The organism is Enterobacter sp. SECR19-1250 (assembly GCF_013391025.1).
GTDB classification, from domain to species: domain Bacteria; phylum Pseudomonadota; class Gammaproteobacteria; order Enterobacterales; family Enterobacteriaceae; genus Enterobacter; species Enterobacter cloacae.
In genome coordinates this window covers 1-26,217 of record NZ_JACASJ010000075.1, presented here as the reverse complement: position 1 = coordinate 26,217, position 26,217 = coordinate 1, and the positions used below count along the sequence as shown (strand labels likewise).

General features: G+C 56.1%; 29 protein-coding genes and 1 pseudogene. 22 read left to right on the top strand and 8 right to left on the bottom strand.

Going from position 1 to position 26,217, the window contains the following annotated elements; genetic code table 11:
• Positions 1-171: 171 nt before the first annotated feature.
• A pseudogene (locus HX884_RS18025) lies at positions 172-2,259 on the bottom strand (YccS/YhfK family putative transporter).
• A gap of 57 nt (positions 2,260-2,316) precedes the next feature.
• Positions 2,317-2,949: a cAMP-activated global transcriptional regulator CRP gene (gene crp, locus HX884_RS18020; protein ID WP_000242758.1), complete on the bottom strand. Its 633-nt coding sequence runs from the start codon at positions 2,947-2,949 to the stop codon at positions 2,317-2,319.
• 310 nt (positions 2,950-3,259) lie between these two features.
• Here crp and HX884_RS18015 point away from each other — a divergent pair, with 310 nt between their 5' ends.
• Complete coding sequence (locus tag HX884_RS18015; RefSeq protein ID WP_044157703.1) at positions 3,260-3,664, top strand: OsmC family protein; 405 nt, start codon at positions 3,260-3,262, stop codon at positions 3,662-3,664.
• Positions 3,665-3,730: 66 nt separating this feature from the next.
• Here HX884_RS18015 and HX884_RS18010 read toward each other — a convergent pair whose 3' ends face one another.
• The 3 genes from HX884_RS18010 to HX884_RS18000 are packed head-to-tail and all read right to left on the bottom strand — an operon-like array spanning position 3,731 to position 5,868.
• Positions 3,731-4,600 (bottom strand): phosphoribulokinase, encoded by an 870-nt coding sequence (locus HX884_RS18010; protein WP_013099054.1) that lies wholly within the window; start codon positions 4,598-4,600, stop codon positions 3,731-3,733.
• Between the two features lie 30 nt (positions 4,601-4,630).
• On the bottom strand, positions 4,631-4,849 hold the full coding sequence (locus tag HX884_RS18005; protein ID WP_013099053.1) for a YheU family protein: 219 nt from the start codon (positions 4,847-4,849) through the stop codon (positions 4,631-4,633).
• Positions 4,846-5,868 (bottom strand): hydrolase, encoded by a 1,023-nt coding sequence (locus HX884_RS18000; protein WP_178328569.1) that lies wholly within the window; start codon positions 5,866-5,868, stop codon positions 4,846-4,848. Before HX884_RS18000 ends, HX884_RS18005 begins: the two co-directional genes overlap by 4 nt.
• 228 nt (positions 5,869-6,096) lie before the next feature.
• Here HX884_RS18000 and mdcA point away from each other — a divergent pair, with 228 nt between their 5' ends.
• From mdcA to mdcH, 8 genes are all read left to right on the top strand, one after another.
• On the top strand, positions 6,097-7,752 hold the full coding sequence (mdcA, locus tag HX884_RS17995; RefSeq protein WP_178328568.1) for a malonate decarboxylase subunit alpha: 1,656 nt from the start codon (positions 6,097-6,099) through the stop codon (positions 7,750-7,752).
• The gene (locus HX884_RS17990; protein WP_062935220.1) at positions 7,752-8,609 is read left to right on the top strand and encodes a triphosphoribosyl-dephospho-CoA synthase; all 858 of its coding nucleotides are present in this window, start codon (positions 7,752-7,754) and stop codon (positions 8,607-8,609) included. Before mdcA ends, HX884_RS17990 begins: the two co-directional genes overlap by 1 nt.
• Positions 8,610-8,618: 9 nt before the next feature.
• Positions 8,619-8,918, top strand: a complete 300-nt coding sequence (mdcC, locus tag HX884_RS17985; protein ID WP_040023835.1) for a malonate decarboxylase acyl carrier protein — start codon at positions 8,619-8,621, stop codon at positions 8,916-8,918.
• Complete coding sequence (locus HX884_RS17980; protein ID WP_013099047.1) at positions 8,911-9,744, top strand: biotin-independent malonate decarboxylase subunit beta; 834 nt, start codon at positions 8,911-8,913, stop codon at positions 9,742-9,744. Before mdcC ends, HX884_RS17980 begins: the two co-directional genes overlap by 8 nt.
• Positions 9,744-10,544 (top strand): biotin-independent malonate decarboxylase subunit gamma, encoded by an 801-nt coding sequence (gene mdcE, locus HX884_RS17975; RefSeq protein WP_178328570.1) that lies wholly within the window; start codon positions 9,744-9,746, stop codon positions 10,542-10,544. Before HX884_RS17980 ends, mdcE begins: the two co-directional genes overlap by 1 nt.
• Before the next feature lie 123 nt (positions 10,545-10,667).
• Positions 10,668-11,627 carry an AEC family transporter gene (locus tag HX884_RS17970; RefSeq protein WP_178328567.1) on the top strand — a complete coding sequence of 320 codons (960 nt, stop codon included), beginning with the start codon at positions 10,668-10,670 and terminating at the stop codon, positions 11,625-11,627.
• A gap of 2 nt (positions 11,628-11,629) precedes the next feature.
• Positions 11,630-12,247 carry a malonate decarboxylase holo-ACP synthase gene (locus HX884_RS17965; protein ID WP_029882148.1) on the top strand — a complete coding sequence of 206 codons (618 nt, stop codon included), beginning with the start codon at positions 11,630-11,632 and terminating at the stop codon, positions 12,245-12,247.
• Positions 12,247-13,143: a malonate decarboxylase subunit epsilon gene (mdcH, locus tag HX884_RS17960; RefSeq protein WP_178328566.1), complete on the top strand. Its 897-nt coding sequence runs from the start codon at positions 12,247-12,249 to the stop codon at positions 13,141-13,143. The genes HX884_RS17965 and mdcH overlap by 1 nt, the downstream gene beginning before the upstream one ends.
• Positions 13,144-13,205: 62 nt before the next feature.
• On the opposite strand, the gene HX884_RS17955 is transcribed toward mdcH, so the two are convergent.
• Together HX884_RS17955 and HX884_RS17950 are read right to left on the bottom strand one after the other, a co-directional pair.
• Entirely contained in the window at positions 13,206-14,138 is a 933-nt protein-coding gene (locus HX884_RS17955; protein ID WP_178328565.1) for a LysR family transcriptional regulator, read from the bottom strand.
• A 15-nt stretch (positions 14,139-14,153) separates the two neighbouring features.
• Complete coding sequence (locus HX884_RS17950; RefSeq protein WP_178328564.1) at positions 14,154-16,058, bottom strand: ABC transporter ATP-binding protein; 1,905 nt, start codon at positions 16,056-16,058, stop codon at positions 14,154-14,156.
• A gap of 138 nt (positions 16,059-16,196) precedes the next feature.
• On the opposite strand from HX884_RS17950, the gene kefG reads away from it, so the two are divergent.
• The 4 genes from kefG to slyD all read left to right on the top strand — a co-directional run bounded on the left by kefG (position 16,197) and on the right by slyD (position 19,446).
• Positions 16,197-16,748, top strand: a complete 552-nt coding sequence (gene kefG / locus HX884_RS17945; RefSeq protein ID WP_013099040.1) for a glutathione-regulated potassium-efflux system ancillary protein KefG — start codon at positions 16,197-16,199, stop codon at positions 16,746-16,748.
• Positions 16,748-18,553, top strand: a complete 1,806-nt coding sequence (gene kefB, locus HX884_RS17940; protein WP_020690480.1) for a glutathione-regulated potassium-efflux system protein KefB — start codon at positions 16,748-16,750, stop codon at positions 18,551-18,553. Before kefG ends, kefB begins: the two co-directional genes overlap by 1 nt.
• A 13-nt stretch (positions 18,554-18,566) precedes the next feature.
• Entirely contained in the window at positions 18,567-18,767 is a 201-nt protein-coding gene (locus HX884_RS17935) for a YheV family putative zinc ribbon protein (protein WP_013099038.1), read from the top strand.
• A gap of 94 nt (positions 18,768-18,861) precedes the next feature.
• Positions 18,862-19,446, top strand: a complete 585-nt coding sequence (gene slyD / locus HX884_RS17930) for a peptidylprolyl isomerase (protein WP_013099037.1) — start codon at positions 18,862-18,864, stop codon at positions 19,444-19,446.
• Between the two features lie 51 nt (positions 19,447-19,497).
• Here the strand turns inward: slyD and HX884_RS17925 are convergent, their stop codons facing one another.
• Positions 19,498-19,716 (bottom strand): protein SlyX, encoded by a 219-nt coding sequence (locus HX884_RS17925; RefSeq protein WP_003861693.1) that lies wholly within the window; start codon positions 19,714-19,716, stop codon positions 19,498-19,500.
• Between the two features lie 238 nt (positions 19,717-19,954).
• On the opposite strand from HX884_RS17925, the gene fkpA reads away from it, so the two are divergent.
• The 9 genes from fkpA to HX884_RS17880 form a co-directional block, all read left to right on the top strand.
• The gene (gene fkpA, locus HX884_RS17920; RefSeq protein WP_013099036.1) at positions 19,955-20,776 is read left to right on the top strand and encodes an FKBP-type peptidyl-prolyl cis-trans isomerase; all 822 of its coding nucleotides are present in this window, start codon (positions 19,955-19,957) and stop codon (positions 20,774-20,776) included.
• 166 nt (positions 20,777-20,942) lie between these two features.
• Complete coding sequence (locus tag HX884_RS17915) at positions 20,943-21,665, top strand: transcriptional regulator (RefSeq protein WP_003861697.1); 723 nt, start codon at positions 20,943-20,945, stop codon at positions 21,663-21,665.
• Positions 21,665-22,051, top strand: coding sequence for a sulfurtransferase complex subunit TusD (gene tusD, locus HX884_RS17910; protein ID WP_020686857.1), 387 nt, complete (start codon positions 21,665-21,667; stop codon positions 22,049-22,051). The genes HX884_RS17915 and tusD overlap by 1 nt, the downstream gene beginning before the upstream one ends.
• On the top strand, positions 22,051-22,410 hold the full coding sequence (gene tusC / locus HX884_RS17905; protein ID WP_013099034.1) for a sulfurtransferase complex subunit TusC: 360 nt from the start codon (positions 22,051-22,053) through the stop codon (positions 22,408-22,410). The genes tusD and tusC overlap by 1 nt, the downstream gene beginning before the upstream one ends.
• Positions 22,411-22,417: 7 nt before the next feature.
• Positions 22,418-22,705 (top strand): sulfurtransferase complex subunit TusB, encoded by a 288-nt coding sequence (gene tusB / locus HX884_RS17900; protein WP_013099033.1) that lies wholly within the window; start codon positions 22,418-22,420, stop codon positions 22,703-22,705.
• Positions 22,706-22,829: 124 nt separating this feature from the next.
• Complete coding sequence (rpsL, locus tag HX884_RS17895) at positions 22,830-23,204, top strand: 30S ribosomal protein S12 (RefSeq protein ID WP_000246815.1); 375 nt, start codon at positions 22,830-22,832, stop codon at positions 23,202-23,204.
• Between the two features lie 96 nt (positions 23,205-23,300).
• On the top strand, positions 23,301-23,771 hold the full coding sequence (rpsG, locus tag HX884_RS17890; protein WP_003861706.1) for a 30S ribosomal protein S7: 471 nt from the start codon (positions 23,301-23,303) through the stop codon (positions 23,769-23,771).
• Positions 23,772-23,867: 96 nt separating this feature from the next.
• A complete protein-coding gene (gene fusA / locus HX884_RS17885; protein WP_029882142.1) occupies positions 23,868-25,982 on the top strand; it encodes an elongation factor G in 2,115 nt (704 codons plus the stop codon).
• 69 nt (positions 25,983-26,051) lie between these two features.
• Positions 26,052-26,217: GTP-binding protein (locus HX884_RS17880; RefSeq protein ID WP_227514874.1), on the top strand; the 166-nt coding region annotated here is incomplete at its 3' end.

Here is a 26,217-nt window from a genome sequence, read left to right as displayed (position 1 = left end):
CACAACCCGCTACGGGGGAGACTTACCCGAAATCTGATTTATTCAACAAAGCCGCTGGACGCTGTTAAAACGTGACGATAATGGCTCAGTGTTCAGGGCGAGATAACATTCCAATAGTATAAATAGTTTTTAAAAAAACAGCGCTCGTTGGCTACTTCCAAATGAATTTAATTAATAAGGCGTCTTTTTTAGCCGCCTCATGAGCCACACTCCATGATGCGGACGCTGACGCCATGCCACCGACGAAATGGTGTGCATGGTGTTCAGATGCCCCAGAATGCGTTGCAGATGCTGCTCCAGGGTGCTCATTGGTCCGTGGGTGAGCGTTTCCGGCGCTTCCAGAATGTTCGAATCCCCCGATTCACCCGGCGCGTCATACTCCAGACGCTGCTGACACCGCTGCAGGGCAATCTCACACGACTGCAAATAGCGCTGCGCCAGGTCTGGCGTCAGCATGGTATGTTCACGCGCCAGCGTGGTCATCGCGTTGATATGTTCGACGATGAACTGGCTGTGCGTTACCCAGAGCTTCATATCCGCCAGATAGTGCGAGTTAAAGCCGGGCTCCTGCATCGCCTGATTCAGCGAGTTGAACAGGGCGTTATGTGCCTGGTTGACCTTCATCCGCTGATACGCCAGCGGGGAGGGCTGCGGATCGTCGCTCAGTATCAGGCGGATAGCCTGCTGGTCGGCCTCCAGCGCGTCGTGGGCGTTCTGCCTGAGCAGGCCGCTTTGCCATTGTGGCTACAGCCAGACCATACCACCAAAGGCAATCAGACAGCCAATCAGGGTATCGGTAAGCCTGGCGACAATAAATTGTTCGCCATTGAGCGTAAGCAATTGCAGGGTATATACCGCCGTGACCGTAAAGCCCACCATCGCCCAGCCGTAGTTTTTGCGGATGATCAGGTAGCTCACCAGGGTAATCAATAGCATGCCTGCCAGCGTATAGCCTTCCGGCACGTGGAAGTGCAGCGTTACGCCGGCGATAATCAACCCCGCCATGGTTCCGCCCGCCCGGTGCAGAATACGCACTCGCGTGGCGCCGTAGCCGTTCTGGGTGACAAACAGTACCGTCATTAATATCCAGTAGGGTTTGGGCAGATGCAGCGCCATGCCCATCAGGCTGGCGATGCTCAGCATCACGCTAATCCGGGCGGCGTTGCGCAGGGCGGAAGATTTAAACGAGAGATAGCTTTTAAGCGCAGGCAGCAGCGGCAGGCGCTTTTGCTTATCCGCCATCAGATCGCGGGGATAGAGCGGGCGCTGGGTACGCAGGACGCGGGCAATACGGCTGAAGTGCCAGGCGGCAAACTGGCCTACCGGGTTATCCTCGTGCTGGCGGGCGATTTTCTCCAGTGCGCCGAGCTGCTTGTCCATGTTAAAGCGGGTGGGGTAACGGTGATAAAGAATGTCGTCGGCCAGTACCCGCAGGCGTGCGGACACGGTTTGCGCGTTCCAGCGGATCACCGCTTCGGCATGGCTGCGCTCCACCAGCTTTTGCACCTCCTTCGGGTGGTGCAGGCTCACGGAGATATGCTCCTGCAGATCCAGCCCCACCTGGAAGGTGCGCAGCAGCCGTTTATATTCGTGGTTCTTGTTGGCGGCCAGCATATGCAGTTGCTGGTAGCACTGGCTTATCAGAACCACCACCTTCTGCTGGCGCGTCAGCAGCGGCGGCAGTGATTTTTCCGGGTCGGTATGCTGAGTCAGCAGCGTGTATTTGGCTTCGCAGTACTCCGCAAGCTGGACATAGAGCAGGCTCAGGGATTCACGCAGCGGCTGTTCCCGCCACAGCCAGAACCAGAACCAGTTAAACAGGCCATACCATAGCGTACCAAGGGCGTAGATCAGCAGCGGCTCCCACACCGGCATATTACCTGCGAGACTCAGGGTAAAGATGGCCGCGATGAGTGAGGCGGGCAGTAAACGCGCGTGCAGCGAACTGATTTCGGCGGTCACCCCCAGCGTCATCGCCAGCACGCTCAGGATCAGCGGCAGCGGAATATCGCGGGCCAGCAAAAGCTGCACGGCCAGGCTACACCCGGCAAACAGCGAACCGCCGATAATCAGACGTTTGAAAAAACGCTTATGCGGGGTGTCGAGACCGGCAATGTTGCAGCAGGCGGGAACCAGTGAAAACAGCAGCCCCTGCTGAAGATGCCCAAGGATCAGGCCCACGGCCACAGGAAGGCACAACACCAGCGTTTGTCGCAGTGCGTAGTTAACTTCCGGGTGATAAATCAGCCTGCGCCACATGGGGAGTAGAGACAAAAACGGCGTGACACCTTGCGATGGCACGCCGTTTTATCGGGATTAACGGGTTCCGTAAACCACGATGGTTTTACCGTGGGCGGAGATCAGGTTCTGATCTTCCAGCATTTTCAGGATACGGCCCACTGTTTCACGGGAGCAACCGACGATCTGACCAATTTCCTGGCGGGTAATTTTAATTTGCATGCCGTCAGGGTGGGTCATAGCGTCTGGCTGTTTCGCCAGGTTCAGCAGGGTCTGCGCGATACGGCCGGTCACGTCCAGGAAGGCGAGGTTACCCACTTTCTCTGATGTCACCTGCAGACGGCGAGCCATCTGCGAAGAAAGACGCATCAGGATGTCAGGGTTAACCTGAATCAACTGACGGAATTTCTTGTAGGAAATTTCAGCCACTTCACATGCTGTCTTTGCACGAACCCAGGCGCTACGTTCCTGGCCTTCTTCAAACAGGCCCAGTTCACCGATAAAATCGCCCTGGTTCAGATAAGAAAGGATCATCTCTTTCCCTTCTTCATCTTTGATCAGCACTGCCACCGAGCCTTTGACGATGTAATACAACGTTTCTGCTTTTTCACCCTGGTGAATCAGCGTGCTCTTCGATGGGTACTTATGAATGTGGCAATGAGACAAGAACCATTCGAGAGTCGGGTCTGTTTGCGGTTTGCCAAGCACCATGCGCTGTTATCCTCTGTTATAAGCTGTCACCAGAGTCATAAGATGCATCCGGACTCTGGGGTTGCAATCGAATTCTTACCCATACCTGGGAAGTCGGCTGTCGTAACGTTTCGCAGCCAGTAAAGTTTGATGTCCTCTGCATACATCTGTAACGTCAATGTATTACTGTAGCATCCAGAGTGTTTTAGCATAGCTTTCGCCGCGTGTCTCCTGGTGTCTCGCTTCAGCATGACGCAGGTCGCCTTCCATTGCGAGAAATGTAACGCACGCGTAATCTGTCACCAAAAATGCAACGTTGGAGCTAATGAATATGCAAGCGCGCGTGAAATGGGTAGAAGGTTTAACGTTCCTGGGCGAGTCCTCGTCGGGACACCAGATTTTGATGGACGGTAACTCCGGCGATAAAGCACCCAGCCCAATGGAGATGGTGCTGATGGCGGCAGGGGGATGCAGCGCGATTGACGTGGTGTCGATTCTGCAAAAGGGCCGTCATGATGTGACCGACTGTGAAGTCAAGCTCACGTCAGAACGTCGCGAAGAGGCGCCACGCCTGTTCACGCACATTAACCTGCATTTTGTTGTCACCGGGAACGCGCTGAAAGATGCTGCCGTCTCACGCGCGGTGGATCTGTCTGCGGAAAAATACTGCTCTGTGGCATTAATGCTGGAGAAAGCGGTAAAAATTACCCATTCGTATGAAGTGATCGAGGCGTGATTGATGGGGCATCGTGCGTGTTGATGCCCTCACCCTAACCCTCTCCCACCTGGAGAGGGAATATGATTATGCGATCTGCTTCCCTTCCATCAACCGCTGCACCAGCGGCGTCATGATCAGCTCCATCGCCAGCCCCATTTTTCCGCCGGGCACCACTAACGTATTCATGTGAGAAATAAACGAACCCTGCAGCATCGCCAGCAGCCAGGGGTAATCGATGCCGTCGAGATTGCGGAAATGGATCACCACAAAGCTCTCATCCAGCGACGGGATACTTTTGGCCGCGAACGGGTTGGAAGTGTCCACCGTCGGCACACGCTGGAAGTTGATGTGGGTGCGGGAAAACTGTGGTGTCAGATAATTGATGTAATCTTCCATTGAGCGCACAACCGAATCCATCACCGCCTCGCGTGAATGGCCGCGCTCGCTGATGTCTCGCGTCAGCTTCTGGATCCACTCCAGGTTCACGATTGGCACCACGCCGACCAGCAGATCCACATGTCGCGCCACGTCGTGATGCGGCGTCACCACGCCGCCGTGCAATCCTTCGTAAAACAGCACGTCGGTAGGTTCCGGCAGCGGCTGCCAGGGGGTAAAGGTGCCCGGGACCTGATTCCAGGGAACGGCTTCGTCGTAGGTATGCAAATATTTGCGGGACTGCCCTTTGCCGCTTAGGCCGTACTCCTGAAACGTTTGCTCCAGCAGGCCGAAGTCATTGGCCTCCGGGCCGAAGTAGCTGATGTGTTTGCCCAAATCACGCGCTTTGCGGATGGCCATATCCATCTCCGGGCGCGTATAGCGGTGAAAGCTGTCGCCTTCGACCTCCGCCGCGCGGAGATTCAACTGGGCGAAAATCTTGCGAAACGCGAGGCTGGTGGTGGTGGTTCCCGCACCACTCGACCCCGTAACGGCAATAACCGGATGTCTGGCAGACATAGCAACTCCCTGACTGGAAAGGTTGAAAGATCAGCCGTGAAACGCGTTGCGGGGCATGATATTGACCGTCTCATGCAGTTCAGACCACACCAGCACCACGTCGCCGCTTTTAAGCTGGCGTTTAACATCGTTGACCTTTTGCTCAAGCGAGCGTTCATGTTCACCATAATCGGTGCCTTCACGCAAGACAAAGCTTTCAATCAGATTATCGAGCGTTTCGGGCGCCAGATCCTGCCAGGGGATAATCATGTTGCACCGTCCAGGTAAGGGGTTAACCAGTCAGGAATGCGCGTCTCCAGCCACATTTTCGGGCGACGCAGCGTTCCGCCGACAAACCCCACGTGACCGCCGTGCTCGGTCAGCTGGTAGTGAACGTTGTCGGGCAGAAATTCCTGTGCAGGGATGGAGTGATGATCCATAAACGGGTCATCTTTCGCGTGAATGATCAGCGTCGGCTGAGTGATCTTGCTGAGCAGCGGCATGGCGCTGCACTGACGATAGTAGTCAATGGCATCGGCGAACCCATGAATTTTGGCGGTGATCAGGTCGTCGAACTCACGAATGCGGCGGACCTTTTTCAACTGACGCAGGCTTACTGGCAGGGTATCCGGATAGGCCTTCAGCTTGCGCGCCGCATTGGCTTTTAGCAGGTTGAGCAGATAGCGCTGATAGACCCGGGAAAAGCCTTTCTCCATGTGGTAACTGCACTGTTCCAGCATGAAGGGGGCAGAGACAATCACCGCGGCATTCAGCGGTACCGCGTCTCCCTCTTTGGCCAGCAGACAGGCCAGCATATTTCCGCCGAGCGAATAGCCCACCGCCGCCGCCGGCACGGTGCCGAAATTATCCCGCAGCCAGTGCAAAAACCAGGTGCCATCTTCGGTTTCGCCGGAGTGATAGATGCGTTTCTGACGATTCGGCTCGCCGCTGCATCCCCGAAAATGCATCACCACGCCCAGCCAGCCGCGCGCTTTTGCCGCCTGGATTAACCCATGGGCATACGGGCTGTGCAGGCTGCCTTCCAGACCATGAAACACCACCAGGCGAGGTTTATGGCGCGCCTGTTCGGGATCTTCGCTCCAGGCGAGATCCAGAAAATCACCGTCCGGCAAATCCAGCCTCTGCCAGTGCGGAGTGAACTGCACCTTGCGGCGGATCAGGCGCGGCAGCATGGTCTGCAGGTGGCAGTTGGCCACGCCGCGCATGGGCACGAAATCAGTGCTGTCTTCGGCGGTGAGGTCGAAGTCTGAGGGAATGATTTGGGTCATAAGGGCGATGCTGATTCTTGTCAGAAATTTACTATACCTTCCGAATTGTACCCCGTTTAGCCTGGTTTTCCGAAGCATGAACTGATCCCGATCACAAATATTTACCTTGATTATTACTCTCAGGCTAATGATTCCACTCTACGCTTAATTGATGCCTTTTCCGCCAGGGTGCAGACTTTACTCAGCGTTAAGCAAATCAAAATGATGTGCTGAATCAGGAGGTTAATAATGTTATCTGGGCAAATACCCACCCGGCAATGGAACACCCGACGCAGCGAAAAAGCGCGTCGTCTGGCCTCCGTACCGGTGCAGGGCAAGGTTCTGCCAACCGGCGACCTTGTCGCCATGCTGGAAAAGCTGATCGCGCCAGGCGATAAGGTCGTTCTGGAAGGCAACAACCAGAAGCAGGCGGATTTTCTTTCCCGCTCGCTGGCCGAAGTAAACCCGCAAATTGTGCATGACCTGCACATGATCATGCCAAGCGTTGGCCGCAGTGAACATCTGGATATCTTTGAGAAGGGCATTGCCCGTAAGCTGGACTTCTCCTTCTCCGGCACACAGAGCCTGCGCATCTCCCAGCTGCTGGAGGATGGTCAACTCGAAATCGGTGCTATTCATACCTATATCGAACTGTATTCACGTCTCTACGTCGACCTTTCACCAAACGTGGCGCTGATCGCCGGGTTTAAAGCAGACCGCAAAGGCAATCTCTACACCGGGGCAAGTACCGAAGATACCCCGGCGCTGGTGGAGGCCGCCGCGTTCCACGATGGCATCGTCATCGCACAGGTTAACGAGCTGGTGGACGACGAATGCGACCTGCCGCGCGTTGATATCCCAGGCTCCTGGATTGACTACGTGGTGGTGGCCGACAAGCCATTCTTTATCGAACCGCTGTTTACCCGCGACCCGCGCCTGATCAAACAGGAACATATCCTGATGGCGATGATGGCCATCAAAGGCATCTACGCTGAACATCAGGTGCAGTCTCTGAACCACGGGATCGGTTTTAACACCGCGGCAATTGAGCTGCTGCTGCCCACTTACGGTGAACAGCTCGGCCTGAAGGGCAAAATCTGTAAACACTGGACGCTGAACCCGCATCCGACGCTGATCCCGGCAATTGAAAGCGGCTGGGTGGAGAGCGTGCACTGCTTCGGCGGCGAACTGGGGATGGAAGAGTACATCCGCGCCCGTCCGGACGTGTTCTTCACCGGTGCTGACGGCTCCATGCGCTCCAACCGCGCCTTCTGCCAGCTGGCGGGCCAGTACGCGGTGGATATGTTTATCGGCTCAACCCTGCAGGTGGATGGTTACGCCAACTCCTCAACGGTGACCCGCGGTCGTCTCTCCGGCTTCGGCGGCGCGCCGAACATGGGCCATGATCCACACGGCCGTCGCCACGCCACTCCGGCCTGGCTGAACATGATCACCGAACCCGACCCGATGCAACGCGGTAAAAAACTGGTCGTGCAGATGGTGGAAACCTTCCAGGCGGGCGTGAAGCCTACCTTCGTGGAAAAACTGGACGCCGTTGACGTGGCGAAAGCCTCCGGCATGCCGCTGGCACCGGTGATGATTTACGGCGATGACGTCACCCACGTGCTGACGGAAGAGGGGATTGCCTACCTCTACCGGGCAAAAGATCTGGAAGAGCGTCGCGCCATGGTCGCAGCCGTGGCCGGTATCACCGATATTGGTCTGGGCGTGGATGCCAGACGCGTGGCGGAACTGCGCCAGAGCGGCAAGGTCGTGTACCCGGAATACATGGGGATTCGCCGTACTGATGCCACCCGCTCTCTGCTGGCGGCGGGCAGCGTGGCTGACCTCGTTGAGTGGTCCGGCGGTCTCTACAACCCACCTGCGAAATTCCGGAGCTGGTAATGACACTTCTGCCCCAGATTCAGGTTGAAGGCGGTGCCGAATGGCTGGCGCGAACCGCCACGCAGTGTCTGATTGACGAAGCACGCTTAAGCCCGAAACCCGGTCTGGTGGACAGTCGGGGGAACGGCGCGCACCACGATTTATCGCTTGCGCTGATGGAGCGCTCCGCGCACAGCCTGACCTCCACGTTTCAGGCGCTGGCGCAGCAGAGCTGGCAGCGTCCGGCGGATATTGCCCTACGGCAAACCGTTGGCCGCCTTGGCCGTGAAGGCGAACGGCAGATGATGATCGCCACCGACGGCGTGAATACGCACCGTGGCGCAATCTGGGCGCTGGGGCTGCTGGTGAGCGCGGTGGCGATGCTGGGTGGCGACTCCCGCGCGCAAACCGTCGCTAACACCGCCGCACAGCTGGCGAAACTCCCGGACGACGCGGCACCGAAGGTGTTCAGTAAGGGGTTACGCGCCACGCACCGCTACCGCGTACCGGGCGCGCGGGAAGAGGCTCAGCAGGCGTTTCCGCACATCATGCAGCGCGCGCTGCCGCAGCTTCGCCTGAGCCGTCTCAACGGCAGCAGCGAAACAAACGCCAGACTCGACGCGCTGATGGCAATCATGACCTCACTCACCGATACCTGCGTGCTGTCGCGCGCCGGAATGGAGGGGCTGGACGCCATGCAGAACGGCGCCCGGGCGGTACTGAACGCCGGAGGATGCGCAACGCTCGCGGGGCAGCAGGCGCTGGCGCGGTTAGATCGCCAGATGCTGACGCTCAATGCCTCACCGGGCGGTGCCGCCGACCTGCTTGCCGCCACGCTGTTTCTTGACCGTGTCGAAACGCCCTATTCAAAGCATTAAGAGGATGTTATGGAAAAAATCACATTGACCATGCCAGCCAGCCGCACGTTAAGCGGCCAGGCGCTGGCAGGGGTAGTTGGATCCGGGGATATGGAGGTGCTGTTCACCGCCGAACCGGGCCAGACCTTAACCATTGATATCACCACCTCCGTCGACAACAGCCGTGGACGCTGGGAGGCGTTATTCAGCCGCCTGGAGACCGTCAGCAGTCTGCCCGCAGGCAAACTGACCATCCACGACTTTGGCGCGACGCCGGGCGTGGCGCGCATTCGTATCGAACAGGTTTTTGAAGGGGTGAGCCATGCGTGATGACAGCAGCTTTATCGAATTAAAAGCGCGCCAGCGTGCGCAGGCGTTGCTCGACGAGGGCAGCTACCGCGAGCTGCTGGATCCGTTTGCAGGCATTATCTCTCCGTGGTTGGGGCCACAGGGCATTGTGCCTCAGGCCGATGACGGCATGGTGGTCGCGAAAGGGACTATCAACGGCCAGCCTGCGGTCGTCGTGGCGATTGAAGGCGCGTTCCAGGGCGGCAGCATGGGCGAGGTCTCCGGCGCGAAAATGGCAGCAGCGCTGGAGCTGGCGGCAGAAGATAACCGCAACGGCATTCCGACTCAGGCGGTGCTGTGCCTCGAAACCGGCGGCGTACGCCTGCAGGAAGCCAACCTCGGCCTGGCGGCGATTGCCGATATCCACGCGGCGATTGTTGACCTGCGTCGCTACACGCCCGTTATCGGGATTGTGGCCGGGACCGTGGGCTGCTTCGGCGGGATGTCCATCGCGGCGGCGCTTTGCAGCTACCTGATTGTGACTCGCGAAGCGCGTCTGGGGTTAAACGGCCCGCAGGTTATTGAGCAGGAAGCGGGCATTGAAGAGTACGACTCCCGCGACCGTCCGTTTATCTGGAGCATGACCGGCGGCGAGGTGCGCTATCAGAGCGGGCTGGTGGACGCGCTGGTCGGCGATGGCGTGAATGCGGTGAAAGCCGCGATGAACGAGGCCATCGCCAAAGGCGTCCCGGCAAAACATCGCACCGATAACTACGACGATTACCTGAACCGCCTGATGAATTTCGACACCCGCAAACAGGCCGATGCCGAACAGATTAACGCGCTTTTTGCCCGGGAGGTGAAATGATGAGTAACGTAATGAGCCGTGGCGAACGCTGGCTGGAAACCCTCGCCCCGAACGCCAAACGTATTGAGGGGCTGTGCCCGTCCGTGCAGGCGGCAGACGGCGAGTTGAACGGTGAAACGGTGCGTTTTATCGCCGTAGTGCCGGATGCCAACAACCACTTCCCGCGCGCGGCGAAAGGGGAAGTCGGCCTGCTTGAAGGCTGGACGCTGGCGAAAGTGGTCAGCGAAACCGTCGCGGCAGATGCTGATAAAGCCGTTAAGCGCCCGATTGTGGCGGTGATCGACGTCCCAAGCCAGGCTTATGGCCGTCGCGAAGAGGCGTTTGGTATCCACCAGGCGCTGGCAGGCGATGCGGCCGCCTACGCCAACGCGCGCCTGGCGGGTCATCCGGTAATTGGCCTGATTGTGGGTAAAGCCATGTCCGGCGCGTTTCTGGCGCATGGCTACCAGGCTAACCGTCTGATTGCCTTTAACGATAAAGGCGTGCTCATCCATGCCATGGGGAAAGCGTCTGCCGCGCGGATCACCCTGCGCAGCGTGGAGGCGCTGGAAAAACTGGCCGCCACTATTCCACCTATGGCGTATGACATCAGCAACTACGCCACGCTGGGGCTGCTCTCGAGCCTGTTGGATATCAGCAACCCGGATGCCCCATCCGATAGCGACCTGACGCTGGTGAAAACCACCCTGCAACAGGCCATCAGTGACGCTCGTCAGGATCCGACGCTGAAAAACCGTCTGGGTGCTGACAATCGCCGCAGCTCGGCGCTTGTACGCGAACGTATGCGCGCCAGCTGGTAAGTAAAAAGAGACCTGCCAGATGCACAACCTCACGGGCGTATCCGTTACGCCCGTGCGGGAAACTGCATCCTGAAAATAATAATCATCGCGCCAGTGCTACTTCTTTTTAATCACAGGTGATTTATGACTTACGTAATTGTTCATGCTCTCGCACCGATTTTCGTCATCATGCTGCTGGGATTCTGGGCCGGTAAGGCAAAGATGGTCGATAACAAAAATGTTTCCCTGCTCAATATCTTCGTCATGGATTTTGCGCTGCCTGCCGCGCTGTTCAGCGCGACAGTACAAACCCCGTGGACCGGCATCGTGGCCCAGTCGCCGCTGATCCTGGTACTGACTCTGGCGATGTGGATCACCTACGCAGCCATCTATTTTCTTGCCACGAAGGTCTTTAAAAAATCCCCTCAGGATGCGGCCGTGCTGACGCTCACCGTCGCGCTGCCAAACTATGCGGCGCTTGGTCTGCCGATTCTGGGCAGCGTGCTGGGTGAAGGATCTTCCACATCTCTGTCCGTGGCGGTCTCTATTGCCTGCAGGTCCGTGCTGATGACGCCGTTCTGTCTGCTGATCCTGGAGCGGGAAAAAGCGCGCGCTGAGGGCAATACCTCCGGCTCAACTCTCTCTATGCTGCCTGTGCTGATGTGGCGATCCATTAAAAAACCGATCGTGATGGGGCCTCTGCTGGGTGTGATTTTATCCGCCATCGGCATCAAAATGCCGGAACTGGTCCTCTCTGCAATTAAACCGTTGGGGCTGTCTGCCACCGCTGCGGCGCTGTTCCTGACTGGGGTGATCCTCTCTGCCCGTAAGCTGCAGATCAACACCATGGTGATCACTTCCACCATCGCTAAGCTGCTGATCCAGCCAGCCATTGCCTGGGGTATCGTTTTAATCTTCGGTCTGCACGGCTCCGTGGCGATCACCGCCATTCTGATGATTGCACTGTCTGCGGGCTTCTTCGGGGTCGTGTTTGGTAACCGCTTTGGCGTGCAGTCACCGGATGCAGAAGCGGTACTGCTGTTAAGCTCAGTCCTGTGTATCCTGTCGCTGCCGCTGTTTATCTCGCTGACTTCAGGAATGTAATCATGACCACAACATTACGCCCCCACGACCTCATCTGGCTTACCTCGCGCGACGCGCTGGAAGGTATTACTGAAACCTGGGTGGATGCCGCCTGGCATACCGGCCTGCCGGTGGTGGTGCGGCGTGATGTTGATAACGATGGCCGAATCCCCGTTGGCGTGCGCGGACTGCGCCGCGACCAGCGGGCGGCTGGATGGGTGAAGCCAGGGAATGTGTTACGCGTGGTGTCACCTGAAGAGCTGTGCGTCACCGCCGATCTGCTGCGTTCGCCGTTTGTCACCCAGCCACCGGTTCAGGTGGCGTTACAGCTTGCGCAGCAGTCGTGGCCGTGGACGTGGGGCATAACCGGCAGCACTGGTTATGCGCTGGCGACCGGCATTCCGGTGATCCATGCCGACAGCGATCTTGATCTGCTGATCCGCGCCCCGCAGCCGATATCACCCGACGCGTTTACCGCCTGGCAGTCGCAGTTGAGTGGTGCGCTGTGCCGGGCTGATACCCAGGTGGATACGCCAGAGGGCGGATTCGCGCTGGCGGAGTGGCTGCGCGATGGCAAAACGCTGCTGAAAACCCGCCGTGGGCCACGCCTGGTGGTTGACCCATGGCGCAGGGAGGAGTGATGAAAATACTGTTTACCTTTCCGGGGCAGGGTACGCAGCATGAAGGTATGCTGCAAAACCTGCCGGGAACGGAACTGGCTCAGGCGCGTGAGGTGCTGGGTGTCGAAGTTGATACGCTGGACAGTGCCGCCTCGTTAACCCATACCCGTGCGGTTCAGCTTTCCCTGCTCATTGCTGGCGTGTCCTGGGCGCGCGAGCTGGAGCGACGTGACGTGTCGCCTGACATCGTCAGCGGTTTATCGATTGGTGCTTATCCCGCGGCGGTAGTAGCAAGGGCGCTGGAATTGACGGACGCCCTTAAGCTGGTGGCGCTGCGTGGCGACCTGATGGAGCAGGCCTGGCCCCACGGCTACGGCCTGACGGCCATCATGGGCTTAACCCTGCCGCAGGTGGAACAGCTTATCGAGGGTAGCGGAACGTATATTGCTAACCTGAATGCCGAAACGCAGATCGTCATTGCCGGATCCGATGAAGGGATGGCGCAGGTGGCAAAACGCGCCCTGGAAAAGGGGGCGAGCAAAGTGCAAAGGCTGGCAGTCAGCGTGCCATCCCATTGTGAACTGCTGGCGGAGCCGGCACAAAAGCTGGCGGCGGCGTTTGAGTCCGTCACGCTGGCTCGTCCACGCTGTGCGTACCTGAGCGGCAGCACCGGGCGCGTGCTCTGGCAGCCGGAAAAGATCGCGGACGATCTGGCGATGAACATGGCGCGTACGGTGCGCTGGCAGGAGGCGATGATTTCCGCTAACGAACGCGAAGCCCGGCTGGCGATCGAGATGCCGCCCGGTGGCGTCCTGACCTGCCTGACACGTCAGGCGGCGTGGGAAGGGGAGACCATATCACTCGAGCGCAGCGGTGTGGATGTGGCGGTGCATCTGGCAGGAAGGCTTCGTGCGTGAATTTTTAGCCCGGTGGCGGCTGCGCCTTACCGGGCCTACGGGTTCGGTTGCCTTGTTTTGTATCACACACTTTCCTGCAGGCTGCGCGCATACATCCGCCCTTCGGCGGCTAATGCCCGCAGGCTCGGGTCCTGCTCGCGGTTGCGGGCGAACACAATCGCGATAAGCTGCTGCATCTGGTACGGTTCTGCCAGCTTCAGTAGCTGCACCGAATTTTCGTAGACCTTCTTCATCCTGCCCGGCATCAGCGTAAAGCCGACGCCCGCCTGAACCAGGCTGAGCATTGAGAAAATGTCATTCACGCGGGTGACAATTTCCGGTTCAAATCCAGCGATATGAAATGCTTCCTGGAACCCCGCATAGGTGGCAAACCCTTCTGCCAGCGAGACAAATTTCTGATCTTTGTAATCGCGTAAATTCGCCAGCCCGCTGGTATTCAGCGTGGCAGAGGCAGGCGCGGCCAGGAAAATGTCATCATGAAACAGGGGCAGGACTTCAAGGCTGTTGCGGTCGATATTGCTTTCGGAAATCGAGATGAGGATCGCGTCCAGCGTACCGTCGTCAAGCATATGCAGCAACGTATCGTTAGAGCCCATCGTCAGATCCATCTCCAGATCCGGGCGACGCAGCTTCATGCCCATGATCAGGCGCGGCACGGTTTCCAGCGTCAGCGAGTAGAGCGTGCCGACGCGCAACCGTCCCTGACCAATACCGGCGACTTTACGGGACTCTTCCAGCCCGCGCTCCATCACCTGCATAACTTCCTGACAATACTCCAGCAGCGTCCAGGCGGACGGAAGGGCAATCAGGTTACGTCCCTTATGGGTAAAGAGCGGACAGCGGACGTTCTCTTCCAGAGTATGCAGTGCACGATGCACGCTGACGCCGCTCAGACCCAGCGTTTCGGCAGTACGCGCGATATTGCCCTTCTCCATAAACGTCATGAAGATGCTGAGCTTACGGAATGTAATGTCGCTCGTGATATCGAAACCCATAACCCTCCCGGCGTGTCAGTCAGCCTGCAGCATCGCTTCCAGCTGTTCCTGGGCATCCAGCCATGCCATTTCGCACTCTTCGAGGCTGGATTTGGTCTTCGCCTGGGTTTGCAGACAGTCGGTCAGCTCCGCTTTACGGCTCTGGTCATACAGTTCGCTGTCGCCCAGCTTCTCTTCAACGGCGGCAAGCGTGGCGTTGAGCTTTTCCATCTCTTTTTCGAGACGGGCAATTTCTTTACGCAGTGGTTGAGTCTGAGTACGCAGTTCAGCTTCACGACGCTTCTGATCTTTACGCGCCTGCGCGCTGTTGGCATTCTCTTTCGCCGACTCTTCCGGCTGGTTCTCTTGCTTCTGCACGTCCGTCAGCCACTGCTGATAGTCTTCCAGGTCGCCGTCAAACGGCTCGACTTTACCGTCGTGCACCAGATAGAGATCGTCCGTGGTGGAGCGGATCAGGTGCCGATCGTGCGAGACCACAACCAGCGCGCCCTCAAACTCAATCAGCGCTTCGGTCAACGCCTGACGCATGTCGAGGTCGAGGTGGTTGGTCGGTTCATCGAGCAGCAGCAGGTTCGGGCGCTGCCAGACGATCAGCGCCAGCACCAGACGCGCTTTTTCGCCGCCGGAGAAACGCTCTGTGTTTTCAGTGACCTTATCACCCTGGAAGCCAAAGCCGCCGAGGTAGTCGCGCAGCTTCTGCTCCATCTCCTGCGGCGCCAGACGCGCCAGATGCTGGATAGGGGACTCGTCCGCGCGTAAAAATTCCAGCTGATGCTGGGCGAAGTAGCCAAGCTTGATGCCTTTCGCCAGACCGATTTCGCCGCTTACCGGGCTAAGCTCGCCCGCCAGCAGTTTGATGAGCGTTGACTTACCGGCACCGTTACGCCCCAGAAGACCAATGCGCGAACCCGGCACCAGGTTGAGTTTGATTGAGTCGAGGATGATGCGATCGCCGTATCCGGCGCTCACTTTTTCCATCTTCAGCAGCGGGTTTGGCAGGCTCTCCGGCTCGCGGAAGCTAAAGTGGAACGGGTTATCCACATGCGCCGGGGCAATCATCTCCATGCGTTCCAGCATCTTGATGCGGCTCTGGGCCTGCTTGGCCTTTGAGGCTTTGGCCTTGAAGCGGTCAACAAAACTCTGCAGATGCGCCACGCGCTGCTGCTGGCTTTCGTACATCGCCTGCTGCTGGGCGAGGCGAGTCGCCCGCTGGCGTTCGAAAGAGCTGTAGTTTCCGGTGTATTCGAACATATTTTGCTGTTCGATATGAATGATTTTATCCACAACCGGATCGAGGAAGTCGCGGTCGTGGGAGATCAGAATCAGAGTGCCCTGATAGCTCTTGAGCCACTTCTCCAGCCAAATGACCGCATCGAGATCGAGGTGGTTGGTCGGTTCATCGAGCAACAGCAAATCGGAGCGGCAGATCAGCGCCTGCGCCAGGTTAAGACGCATACGCCAGCCACCGGAGAAGTCGCTGACGGGACGTTCAAGCTGTTCGTTGCTGAACCCCAGGCCGTGGAGCAGGCTGGAAGCGCGGGAGCGAATGGTCCACGCGTCGATGGCGTCCAGCTTGCCGTGGACGGTGGCGATGGCGTGGCCATCGTTGCGCTCGTTGGCGGCGTTCAGTTCCGCTTCCAGCTTACGGTATTCACGATCGCCATCAATAACATAGTCGAGCGCCGGCTCACTCAGGGCGGGCGTCTCCTGGTTTACCCAGGCGAGCTGCCAGTTTCCCGGATAAGTAAAGTTACCGCCATCCGCGCTAATCTCGTTTTTCAGCAGCGCCAGCAGGGTGGATTTACCGCAGCCGTTTTTGCCGACCAGACCCACTTTTTGACCTGGATTAATGGTGGCGGTGGCGTTATCCAGCAGGACGCGCACGCCGCGGCGAATTTGTAACGAGGAGAAAACAATCATAGAAGCGCCGTATGTTCCGACTATGTTAATTTGTCATTATGATAATGTAAGGTGTGGGCCATTTTCCGCACCGGGCCGCCATGGTAGCCCAAAACAACGACGATACACAAAAACAGAAACAGAACCGGGAGGGGAGTGATGTCTCAGACAGCAAAAGTGCTGCTGCTGTATGCCCATCCGGAATCTCAGGACTCGGTGGCAAACCGCGTCCTGCTTAAGCCGGCTACTCAGCTCAGTAACGTGACGGTGCACGATCTCTACGCGCACTACCCTGATTTCTTTATCGATATTCCGTACGAGCAGGAATTGCTGCGTCAGCATGACGTGATTGTGTTCCAGCATCCGCTCTATACCTATAGCTGTCCGGCCCTGCTGAAAGAGTGGCTGGATCGGGTGCTGAGCCGGGGGTTTTCCAGCGGGGTGGGGGGCAACCAACTGGCGGGAAAGTACTGGCGTAGTGTGATTACCACCGGTGAGCCGGAGAGCGCCTACCGCTACGATGGCCTTAACCGTTATCCGATGAGCGATATCCTGCGACCGTTTGAACTGACGGCGGCGATGTGCCGAATGCACTGGATGAGCCCGATTATTGTCTACTGGGCACGGCGTCAGGATCCGAAGGAGCTGGCGAGCCACGCCAGAGCGTATGGCGAATGGCTGGCATCACCGATTCCGGCAGGAGGGCGTTAATGGAAGGATCGAATTTACTCCTCGCCGGGGTGCTGTTTTTGTTTGCCGCGGTGGTGGCTGTACCGTTGGCCGCACGGCTCGGTATTGGCGCGGTACTCGGGTATCTGCTGGCGGGGATCGCGATTGGCCCCTGGGGGCTGGGATTCATCAGCGATGTCGATGAAATTCTCCATTTCTCCGAGTTGGGAGTGGTCTTCCTGATGTTCATCATTGGCCTGGAGCTTAATCCGTCAAAGCTGTGGCAGCTCCGGCGCTCTATCTTTGGCGTTGGCGCGGCGCAGGTGCTGTTCAGCGCGGCCATTCTGGCCGGATTGCTGATGCTCACTGACTTTTCGTGGCAGGCGGCGACCATCGGAGGTATTGGCCTTGCCATGTCCTCAACGGCGATGGCATTGCAGCTGATGCGGGATAAGGGCATGAACCGCAGTGAGTCGGGGCAACTGGGCTTTTCGGTGCTGCTGTTTCAGGATTTAGCGGTGATCCCGGCGTTAGCGTTGGTGCCGCTGTTGGCCGGGCCGGGTGACGATCACTTTGACTGGGCAAAAGTCTCCATGAAGGTGCTGGCTTTTGCGGGCATGCTGATTGGGGGGCGTTTTCTGCTGCGGCCGGTGTTCCGCTTTATCGCCGCGTCAGGCGTGCGCGAGGTGTTTACCGCCGCAACGCTGCTGCTGGTATTAGGCTCTGCGCTGTTTATGGACGCGCTGGGGCTGTCGATGGCTCTGGGTACGTTTATCGCCGGGGTGCTGCTCGCCGAGAGCGAATACCGCCACGAACTGGAAATTGCGATCGAACCCTTTAAAGGGCTGCTGTTAGGGCTGTTCTTTATTTCGGTGGGCATGGCGCTCAATCTCGGTGTGCTCTATACCCATCTGCTGTGGGTTATTGTGAGCGTGGCTGTGCTGGTGGCGGTGAAAACGCTGGTGCTGTATGTCCTGGCGCGTATATCCGGGCTGCGCAGTTCGGAACGTATGCAGTTTGCCAGCGTGCTAAGCCAGGGGGGAGAGTTCGCGTTTGTGCTGTTCTCTACGGCATCGTCCCAGAAACTGTTCAAAGACGATCAGATGGCGCTTCTGCTGGTGACGGTCACGCTGTCGATGATGACCACACCGCTGCTGATGAAGCTGGTGGATAAACTGCTGTCGCGCCGCTTAAACCCGGCTGATGATGAAGACGAAGCCCCGTGGGTGGAAGACGATAAGCCGCAAGTGATTGTGGTGGGGTTTGGCCGCTTCGGGCAGGTGATTGGTCGTCTGCTGATGGCGAACAAAATGCGCATCACGGTGCTCGAGCGGGATATCAGCGCGGTCAACCTGATGCGCAAATATGGTTATAAGGTTTACTACGGCGATGCGACGCAGCTCGAACTGCTGCGATCCGCAGGTGCGGAGGCGGCGGAGTCGATCGTCATAACCTGTAACGATCCGGAAGATACGATGAAGCTGGTCGAACTCTGCCAGCAGCATTTCCCGCATCTGCATATTCTGGCGCGTGCGCGGGGACGTGTTGAAGCGCACGAACTGTTGCAGGCGGGTGTGAAACACTTCTCGCGTGAGACGTTTTCCAGTGCGCTGGAGCTGGGGCGCAAAGCGTTGATTTCGCTGGGTATGCACCCGCATCAGGCGCAGCGGGCCCAGATGCACTTCCGACGGCTGGATATGCGAATGCTGCGCGAGCTGATGCCCGTACACACGGATACGGCGCAGATTTCCCGTGTGCGGGAAGCGCGTCGCGAGCTGGAGGAGATTTTCCAGCGCGAGATGCAGCAGGAACGACGCCAGCTGGACGGCTGGGACGAATTTGAATAAAGGGTAACCAAATATGGCTGTACGTAAACGCTTTATTGCGGGCGCAAAGTGCCCCTCCTGCCAGGCGCAAGATACTCTGGCAATGTGGCGTGAAAATAATATTGATGTTGTTGAGTGTGTTAAGTGCGGCCACCAGATGCGTGAGGCCGACAAAGAAGCGCGCGATCATGTACGCAAAGAAGAGCAAGTGATCGGCATTTTTCATCCGGACTAGCGATATGCCCTGAGTTTTTTTAAGCTAAAGGGTACACGGGTGCAGATTTCCGCTACAATCTGCGCCAGCAATTTTCCCACGCTCAGGAGATATCATGAAAGTAGCAAAAGACCTGGTGGTCAGCCTGGCCTATCAGGTACGTACAGAAGACGGTGTGTTGGTTGATGAGTCTCCGGTGAGTGCGCCGCTGGACTACCTGCATGGTCACGGTTCCCTGATTTCCGGCCTGGAAAACGCGCTGGAAGGTCATGAAGTTGGCGATAAATTTGACGTTGCTGTAGGCGCGAACGACGCATACGGCCAGTATGACGACAACCTGGTTCAGCGCGTTCCTAAAGACGTGTTCATGGGCGTTGACGAACTGCAGGTTGGCATGCGCTTCCTGGCGGAAACTGACCAGGGCCCGGTTCCGGTTGAAATTACTGAAGTTGAAGACGACCACGTTGTGGTTGATGGCAACCATATGCTGGCTGGCCAGAACCTGAAGTTCAACGTAGAAGTTGTCGCTATCCGTGAAGCAACCGAAGAAGAGCTGGCTCATGGCCACGTTCACGGTGCGCACGGTCACGACCATGACCACGATCACGGCCATGACGGCTGCTGCGGTGGCCATGGCCACGACCATGGTCACGACCACGGTAAAGGTGGTTGCGGTAACGGCGGCTGTGGCTGCCACTAATTCCGTATAACGGAAAATAAAAAAGCGGGATTATCCCGCTTTTTTTTCGCCTCAATAGTGAGGTGGTGGCGTCTCTTCTGACTGTGAGGCGATATTTGACGGCTGCGTAGCCTTCAGCTTTTCCGTCAGCAGGCGCATATGATCCCGCAGTTTCGCCATTTCGAGTTCATGCGCGGTCACGGTCTGGTTAAGCTCTTCGATGGTGATGTCCTGAAAAGCCAGGCGGCTTTCCAGTTCAGCCAGTCTCGCTTCAATCGTTGTGTCCTTCATCATTCACCTCGTCTGTTTCTGATTCGCCATAATGGGCCAGCGGCGGCGAAGTTTAACTGAGTTTGTTCCTTAGCGCAGTATCCATCCCTTTGGCAAGAAACTTATTTAAACAAAAATAGTCTTAAAAGTGGCGAGAATCGGGAGAGTCTGTCTGTAGATTTCTTCCACAACGTTTTATAGTACGTAGCTCATTTACGTTTAATGCTGGGGTGAGAGTCCCCAGGCCCTGGAGATATGGATGAAATCACTGTTTAAAGTAACGCTGCTGGCGACGACGATGGCTGTTGCGCTGAACGCGCCGCTGTCCTTCGCTGCTGATACTGCTGCGAAGCCTGCTGCAACTGCAGACAGCAAAGCGGCGTTCAAAAATGACGACCAGAAATCTGCCTACGCACTGGGCGCATCTCTGGGTCGTTACATGGAAAATTCTCTGAAAGAACAAGAGAAACTGGGCATCAAACTGGACAAAGCTCAGCTGATCGCGGGTGTTCAGGATGCGTTTGCTGATAAGAGCAAACTGTCTGACCAGGAAATTGAACAGACTCTGCAGGCGTTCGAAGCGCGTGTAAAAGGTGCCGCTCAAACGAAGATGGAAGCGGACGCGAAAGACAACGAAGCGAAAGGCAAAGCCTACCGCGATACCTTTGCTAAAGAGAAGGGAGTAAAAACCTCTTCTACCGGCCTGGTATACAAAGTTGAGAAAGAAGGTACCGGTGATGCACCGAAAGACAGCGATACTGTCGTGGTGAACTACAAAGGTACGCTGATCGACGGTAAAGAGTTCGATAACTCCTATACCCGCGGTGAGCCGCTCTCCTTCCGTCTGGATGGTGTGATCCCAGGCTGGACTGAAGGTCTGAAAAACATCAAGAAAGGCGGTAAGATCAAGCTGGTTATCCCACCGGATCTGGCCTATGGCAAAACCGGCGTTCCGGGTATCCCTGCCAACTCTACGCTGGTGTTTGACGTAGAGCTGCTGGATATCAAACCGGCACCGAAAGCCGATGCGAAACCAGAAGCGCAGGCAGATCAAAAAGCTGCCGCAGACGCGAAGAAGTAATGTGATGAAAACCGCCGCCTTTAAGGCGGCGGTTTTTTTTATTGTGGGGCAGATATAATTAACACTGGAAAGTGCCAGGTACGCTGTATTAATTTAGTTGTCCGTGTAGATAATGAGCCTGCCCTGAAAACCTAACGACAGGCTCCTGAAAAGGAGTGTTTTTTTCATGTCCAGGTCGCTTTTAACCAACGAAACCAGTGAACTTGATTTGCTGGATCAACGTCCTTTCGACCAGACCGACTTCGATATTCTGAAATCCTACGAAGCGGTGGTGGACGGGTTAGCGATGCTCATTGGGTCCCACTGCGAAATCGTATTGCACTCCCTGCAAGATCTGAAGTGTTCCGCCATCCGCATTGCTAATGGTGAGCATACTGGCCGTAAAATTGGTTCGCCAATTACCGACCTTGCATTGCGTATGCTGCATGACATGACCGGCGCGGACAGCAGCGTCTCCAAATGCTATTTCACTCGCGCCAAAAGTGGCGTGCTGATGAAATCAGAAACCATTGCTATTCGAAATCGCGAGCATCGTGTGATCGGACTGCTGTGCATCAACATGAACCTTGATGTGCCATTCTCGCAAATCATGAGCACCTTTATTCCGCCTGAAACGCCAGACGTGGGCTCTTCTGTTAACTTTGCCTCTTCAGTTGAGGATCTCGTCACGCAGACGCTGGAGTTCACGATTGAAGAGGTGAATGCCGATCGCAACGTATCGAACAACGCCAAGAACCGTCAGATCGTGCTGAATCTCTATGAAAAAGGCATTTTTGATATCAAAGACGCCATCAATCAGGTGGCTGACCGCCTGAACATTTCCAAACATACGGTCTACCTCTATATTCGCCAGTTCAAAAGCGGTGATTTCCTGGGGCAAGATAAGTAATGCGTTTTGCGTTAATGGTGACAGGCCCGGCGTATGGCACTCAGCAGGCCAGCAGCGCCCTGCAATTTGCCCAGGCGCTGCTAAAAGCCGGACATGAACTGGTGAGCGTCTTCTTTTATCGGGAAGGGGTCTATAACGCGAACCAGTTTACGTCGCCGGCCAGCGATGAGTTTGATCTGGTGCGCGCCTGGCAGGCGTTAAATGAGACGCAGGGTGTTGAATTGCATATCTGCGTGGCAGCGGCCCTGCGTCGCGGTGTCGCTGATACAACCGAAGCCGCGCGTCTTGGTTTAGCCGGTTCCAACCTGCAGCCCGGATTTTCGCTAAGTGGTCTGGGCGCGCTGGCGCAGGCTGCGCTCACCTGTGACCGAGTGGTGCAATTCTGATGAAACGCATCGCGTTTGTTTTTACCACTGCCCCGCACGGTAGCGCATCGGGCCGAGAAGGGCTGGATGCGCTGCTCGCGACATCTGCATTGACCGAGGAGATCGGCGTCTTCTTTTTAGGGGACGGGGTGTTTCAGCTGCTGGCGGGCCAGCAACCGCAGGCGATTTTGATGCGGGATTACATCGCCACCTTTAAAGTGTTGCCGCTGTACGACATTGAAACCTTCTATGTGTGTGCCGACTCGCTGGCCGCTCGCGGATTAGATGAGAAGACGCCTTTTGTTCTGGATGTCACGTGCCTGTCTTCTGCTGCGCTACGCGAACAACTCTCTCACTACGACACTGTTCTGACTTTCTGAGGCTGCCATGCTCCATACCCTGAGCCGCTCACCGTGGCAATGTGATATCGACACGCTACTGAGCATGCTGCGCGAAGGTGATGACCTGCTGCTGATTCAGGATGGCGTACTTGCTGCGCTGGAAGGCAGCCGTTTCGTTGAAATCCTCACGAATGCCCCCATAACTGTCTCTGCGCTAAAGGACGATCTGGATGCGCGGGGTCTTTCTGGTCAAATTTCAGCCAAAATTGACGTGGTTGGCTATACTGATTTCGTCAATCTTACTGTGACGCACGCCAGTCAAATGAACTGGTGATTTGAGATCGCTGTATATTTCTTGACACCTTTTCGTCGTAGCCCTAAAATTTCGCGTCCTCATATTGTATGAGGTCGTTTTATTACGTGTTTACGAAGCAAAAGCTAAAACCAGGAGCTATTTAATGGCAACAGTTAACCAGCTGGTACGCAAACCACGTGCACGCAAAGTTGCAAAGAGCAACGTGCCTGCGCTGGAAGCATGCCCGCAGAAACGTGGTGTATGTACTCGTGTGTATACCACCACTCCTAAAAAACCAAACTCCGCACTGCGTAAAGTATGCCGTGTGCGTTTGACTAACGGTTTCGAAGTGACTTCCTACATCGGTGGTGAAGGTCACAACCTGCAGGAGCACTCCGTGATCCTGATCCGTGGCGGTCGTGTTAAAGACCTTCCGGGTGTTCGTTACCACACCGTTCGTGGTGCGCTGGACTGCTCAGGTGTTAAAGACCGTAAGCAGGCTCGCTCCAAGTACGGCGTGAAGCGTCCTAAGGCTTAATGGTTCTCCGTTAAGTAAGGCCAAACTGATTTATCTTAATGTCAAACTAAACTCGTAGAGTTTTGGACAATCCTGAATTAACAACGGAGTATTCCCATGCCACGTCGTCGCGTCATTGGTCAGCGTAAAATTCTTCCAGATCCGAAATTCGGATCAGAACTGCTGGCAAAATTTGTAAATATCCTGATGGTAGATGGTAAAAAATCTACTGCAGAAGCAATCGTATACAGCGCGCTGGAGACCCTGGCTCAGCGTTCTGGTAAAAATGAACTGGAAGCTTTCGAAGTCGCTCTCGACAACGTTCGCCCAACTGTAGAAGTTAAGTCCCGCCGCGTTGGTGGTTCTACTTATCAGGTTCCAGTTGAAGTTCGTCCGGTTCGTCGTAATGCCCTGGCAATGCGTTGGATCGTTGAAGCTGCTCGTAAACGCGGTGATAAATCCATGGCTCTGCGTCTGGCGAACGAACTTTCTGATGCTGCAGAAAACAAAGGTACTGCAGTTAAGAAACGTGAAGACGTTCACCGTATGGCAGAAGCCAACAAGGCGTTCGCACACTACCGTTGGTAATCCCTTCGGAGTATTAGTCACCAGGCGGGCGCTTCAGAGAAGCTGCCCGCTCTGGGTTACTTAACTGAACGCCTAAAGAAACAAACGAGGAATCAAATGGCTCGTACAACACCCATCGCACGCTACCGTAACATCGGTATCAGTGCGCACATCGACGCCGGTAAGACCACTACTACCGAACGTATTCTGTTCTACACCGGTGTAAACCATAAAATCGGTGAAGTTCATGACGGCGCAGCCACCATGGACTGGATGGAACAGGAGCAGGAGCGTGGTATTACTATCACCTCCGCAGCGACTACTGCATTCTGGTCAGGTATGGCTAAGCAGTACGAACCGCATCGCGTAAACATCATCGACACCCCAGGGCACGTTGACTTCACCATCGAAGTAGAACGTTCCATGCGTGTTCTTGACGGCGCGGTAATGGTTTATTGCGCAGTTGGTGGTGTTCAGCCACAGTCTGAAACCGTATGGCGTCAGGCGAACAAATATAAAGTTCCACGCATCGCGTTCGTTAACAAAATGGACCGTATGGGTGCTAACTTCCTGAAAGTTGTTGGTCAGATCAAAACCCGTCTGGGCGCGAACCCTGTTCCGCTGCAGCTGGCAATTGGTGCTGAAGAAGGCTTCACCGGCGTTATCGACCTGGTGAAAATGAAAGCCATCAACTGGAACGATGCAGACCAGGGCGTTACCTTCGAATACGAAGATATCCCGGCTGAGATGCAGGACCTGGCTGACGAATGGCACCAGAACCTGATCGAATCCGCTGCTGAAGCTTCTGAAGAGCTGATGGAGAAATACCTGGGTGGTGAAGAACTGTCTGAAGAAGAGATCAAAAAAGCTCTGCGTCAGCGTGTTCTGAACAACGAAATCATCCTGGTAACCTGTGGTTCTGCGTTCAAGAACAAAGGTGTTCAGGCGATGCTGGATGCGGTAGTTGACTACCTGCCATCCCCGGTTGACGTTCCTGCGATCAACGGCATCCTGGACGACGGTAAAGATACTCCGGCTGAGCGTCACGCAAGCGACGACGAGCCGTTCTCTGCACTGGCGTTCAAAATTGCTACCGACCCATTCGTGGGTAACCTGACCTTCTTCCGCGTTTACTCTGGTGTGGTTAACTCCGGTGACACCATCCTGAACTCCGTGAAAGCGGCGCGTGAACGTTTTGGCCGTATCGTACAGATGCACGCTAACAAACGTGAAGAGATCAAAGAAGTTCGTGCGGGCGACATCGCTGCAGCTATCGGTCTGAAAGACGTGACCACCGGTGACACCCTGTGTGACCCGGATCACCCGATCATTCTGGAGCGTATGGAATTCCCTGAGCCGGTAATCTCCATCGCGGTTGAACCAAAAACCAAAGCTGACCAGGAAAAAATGGGTCTGGCTCTGGGCCGTCTGGCGAAAGAAGACCCATCATTCCGCGTATGGACTGATGAAGAATCTAACCAGACCATCATCGCAGGTATGGGTGAACTGCACCTGGACATCATCGTTGACCGTATGAAGCGCGAGTTCAACGTTGAAGCGAACGTGGGTAAACCTCAGGTTGCTTACCGCGAAGCGATTCGCGCGAAAGTTACCGATATCGAAGGTAAACACGCTAAGCAGTCTGGTGGTCGCGGTCAGTACGGTCACGTTGTGATCGACATGTACCCACTGGAGCCGGGCTCTAACCCGAAAGGTTACGAGTTCATCAACGACATCAAAGGTGGTGTAATTCCTGGCGAATACATCCCTGCCGTTGATAAAGGCATCCAGGAACAGCTGAAAGCGGGCCCTCTGGCTGGCTATCCGGTTGTTGACATGGGTATCCGTCTGCACTTCGGTTCTTACCACGACGTTGACTCCTCTGAACTGGCGTTTAAACTGGCTGCGTCTATTGCCTTTAAAGAAGGCTTTAAGAAAGCAAAACCAGTTCTGCTTGAGCCAATCATGAAGGTTGAAGTAGAAACTCCTGAAGAGAACACCGGTGACGTTATCGGTGACTTGAGCCGTCGTCGCGGTATGCTGCGCGGTCAGGAATCCGAAGTAACTGGCGTTAAGATCCACGCTGAAGTTCCGCTGTCTGAAATGTTCGGATATGCAACTCAGCTGCGTTCTCTGACCAAAGGTCGTGCATCATACACCATGGAATTCCTGAAGTATGATGATGCGCCTAACAACGTTGCTCAGGCCGTTATTGAAGCCCGTGGTAAGTAATCCACAGGATTAAAACCTAAGTCCCGTGCTCTCTCCTGAGGGGAGAGCACTATAGTAAGGAATATAGCCGTGTCTAAAGAAAAATTTGAACGTACAAAACCGCACGTCAACGTTGGTACTATCGGCCACGTTGACCATGGTAAAACTACCCTGACTGCTGCAATCACTACCGTTCTGGCTAAAACCTACGGTGGTTCTGCTCGTGCATTCGACCAGATCGATAACGCACCAGAAG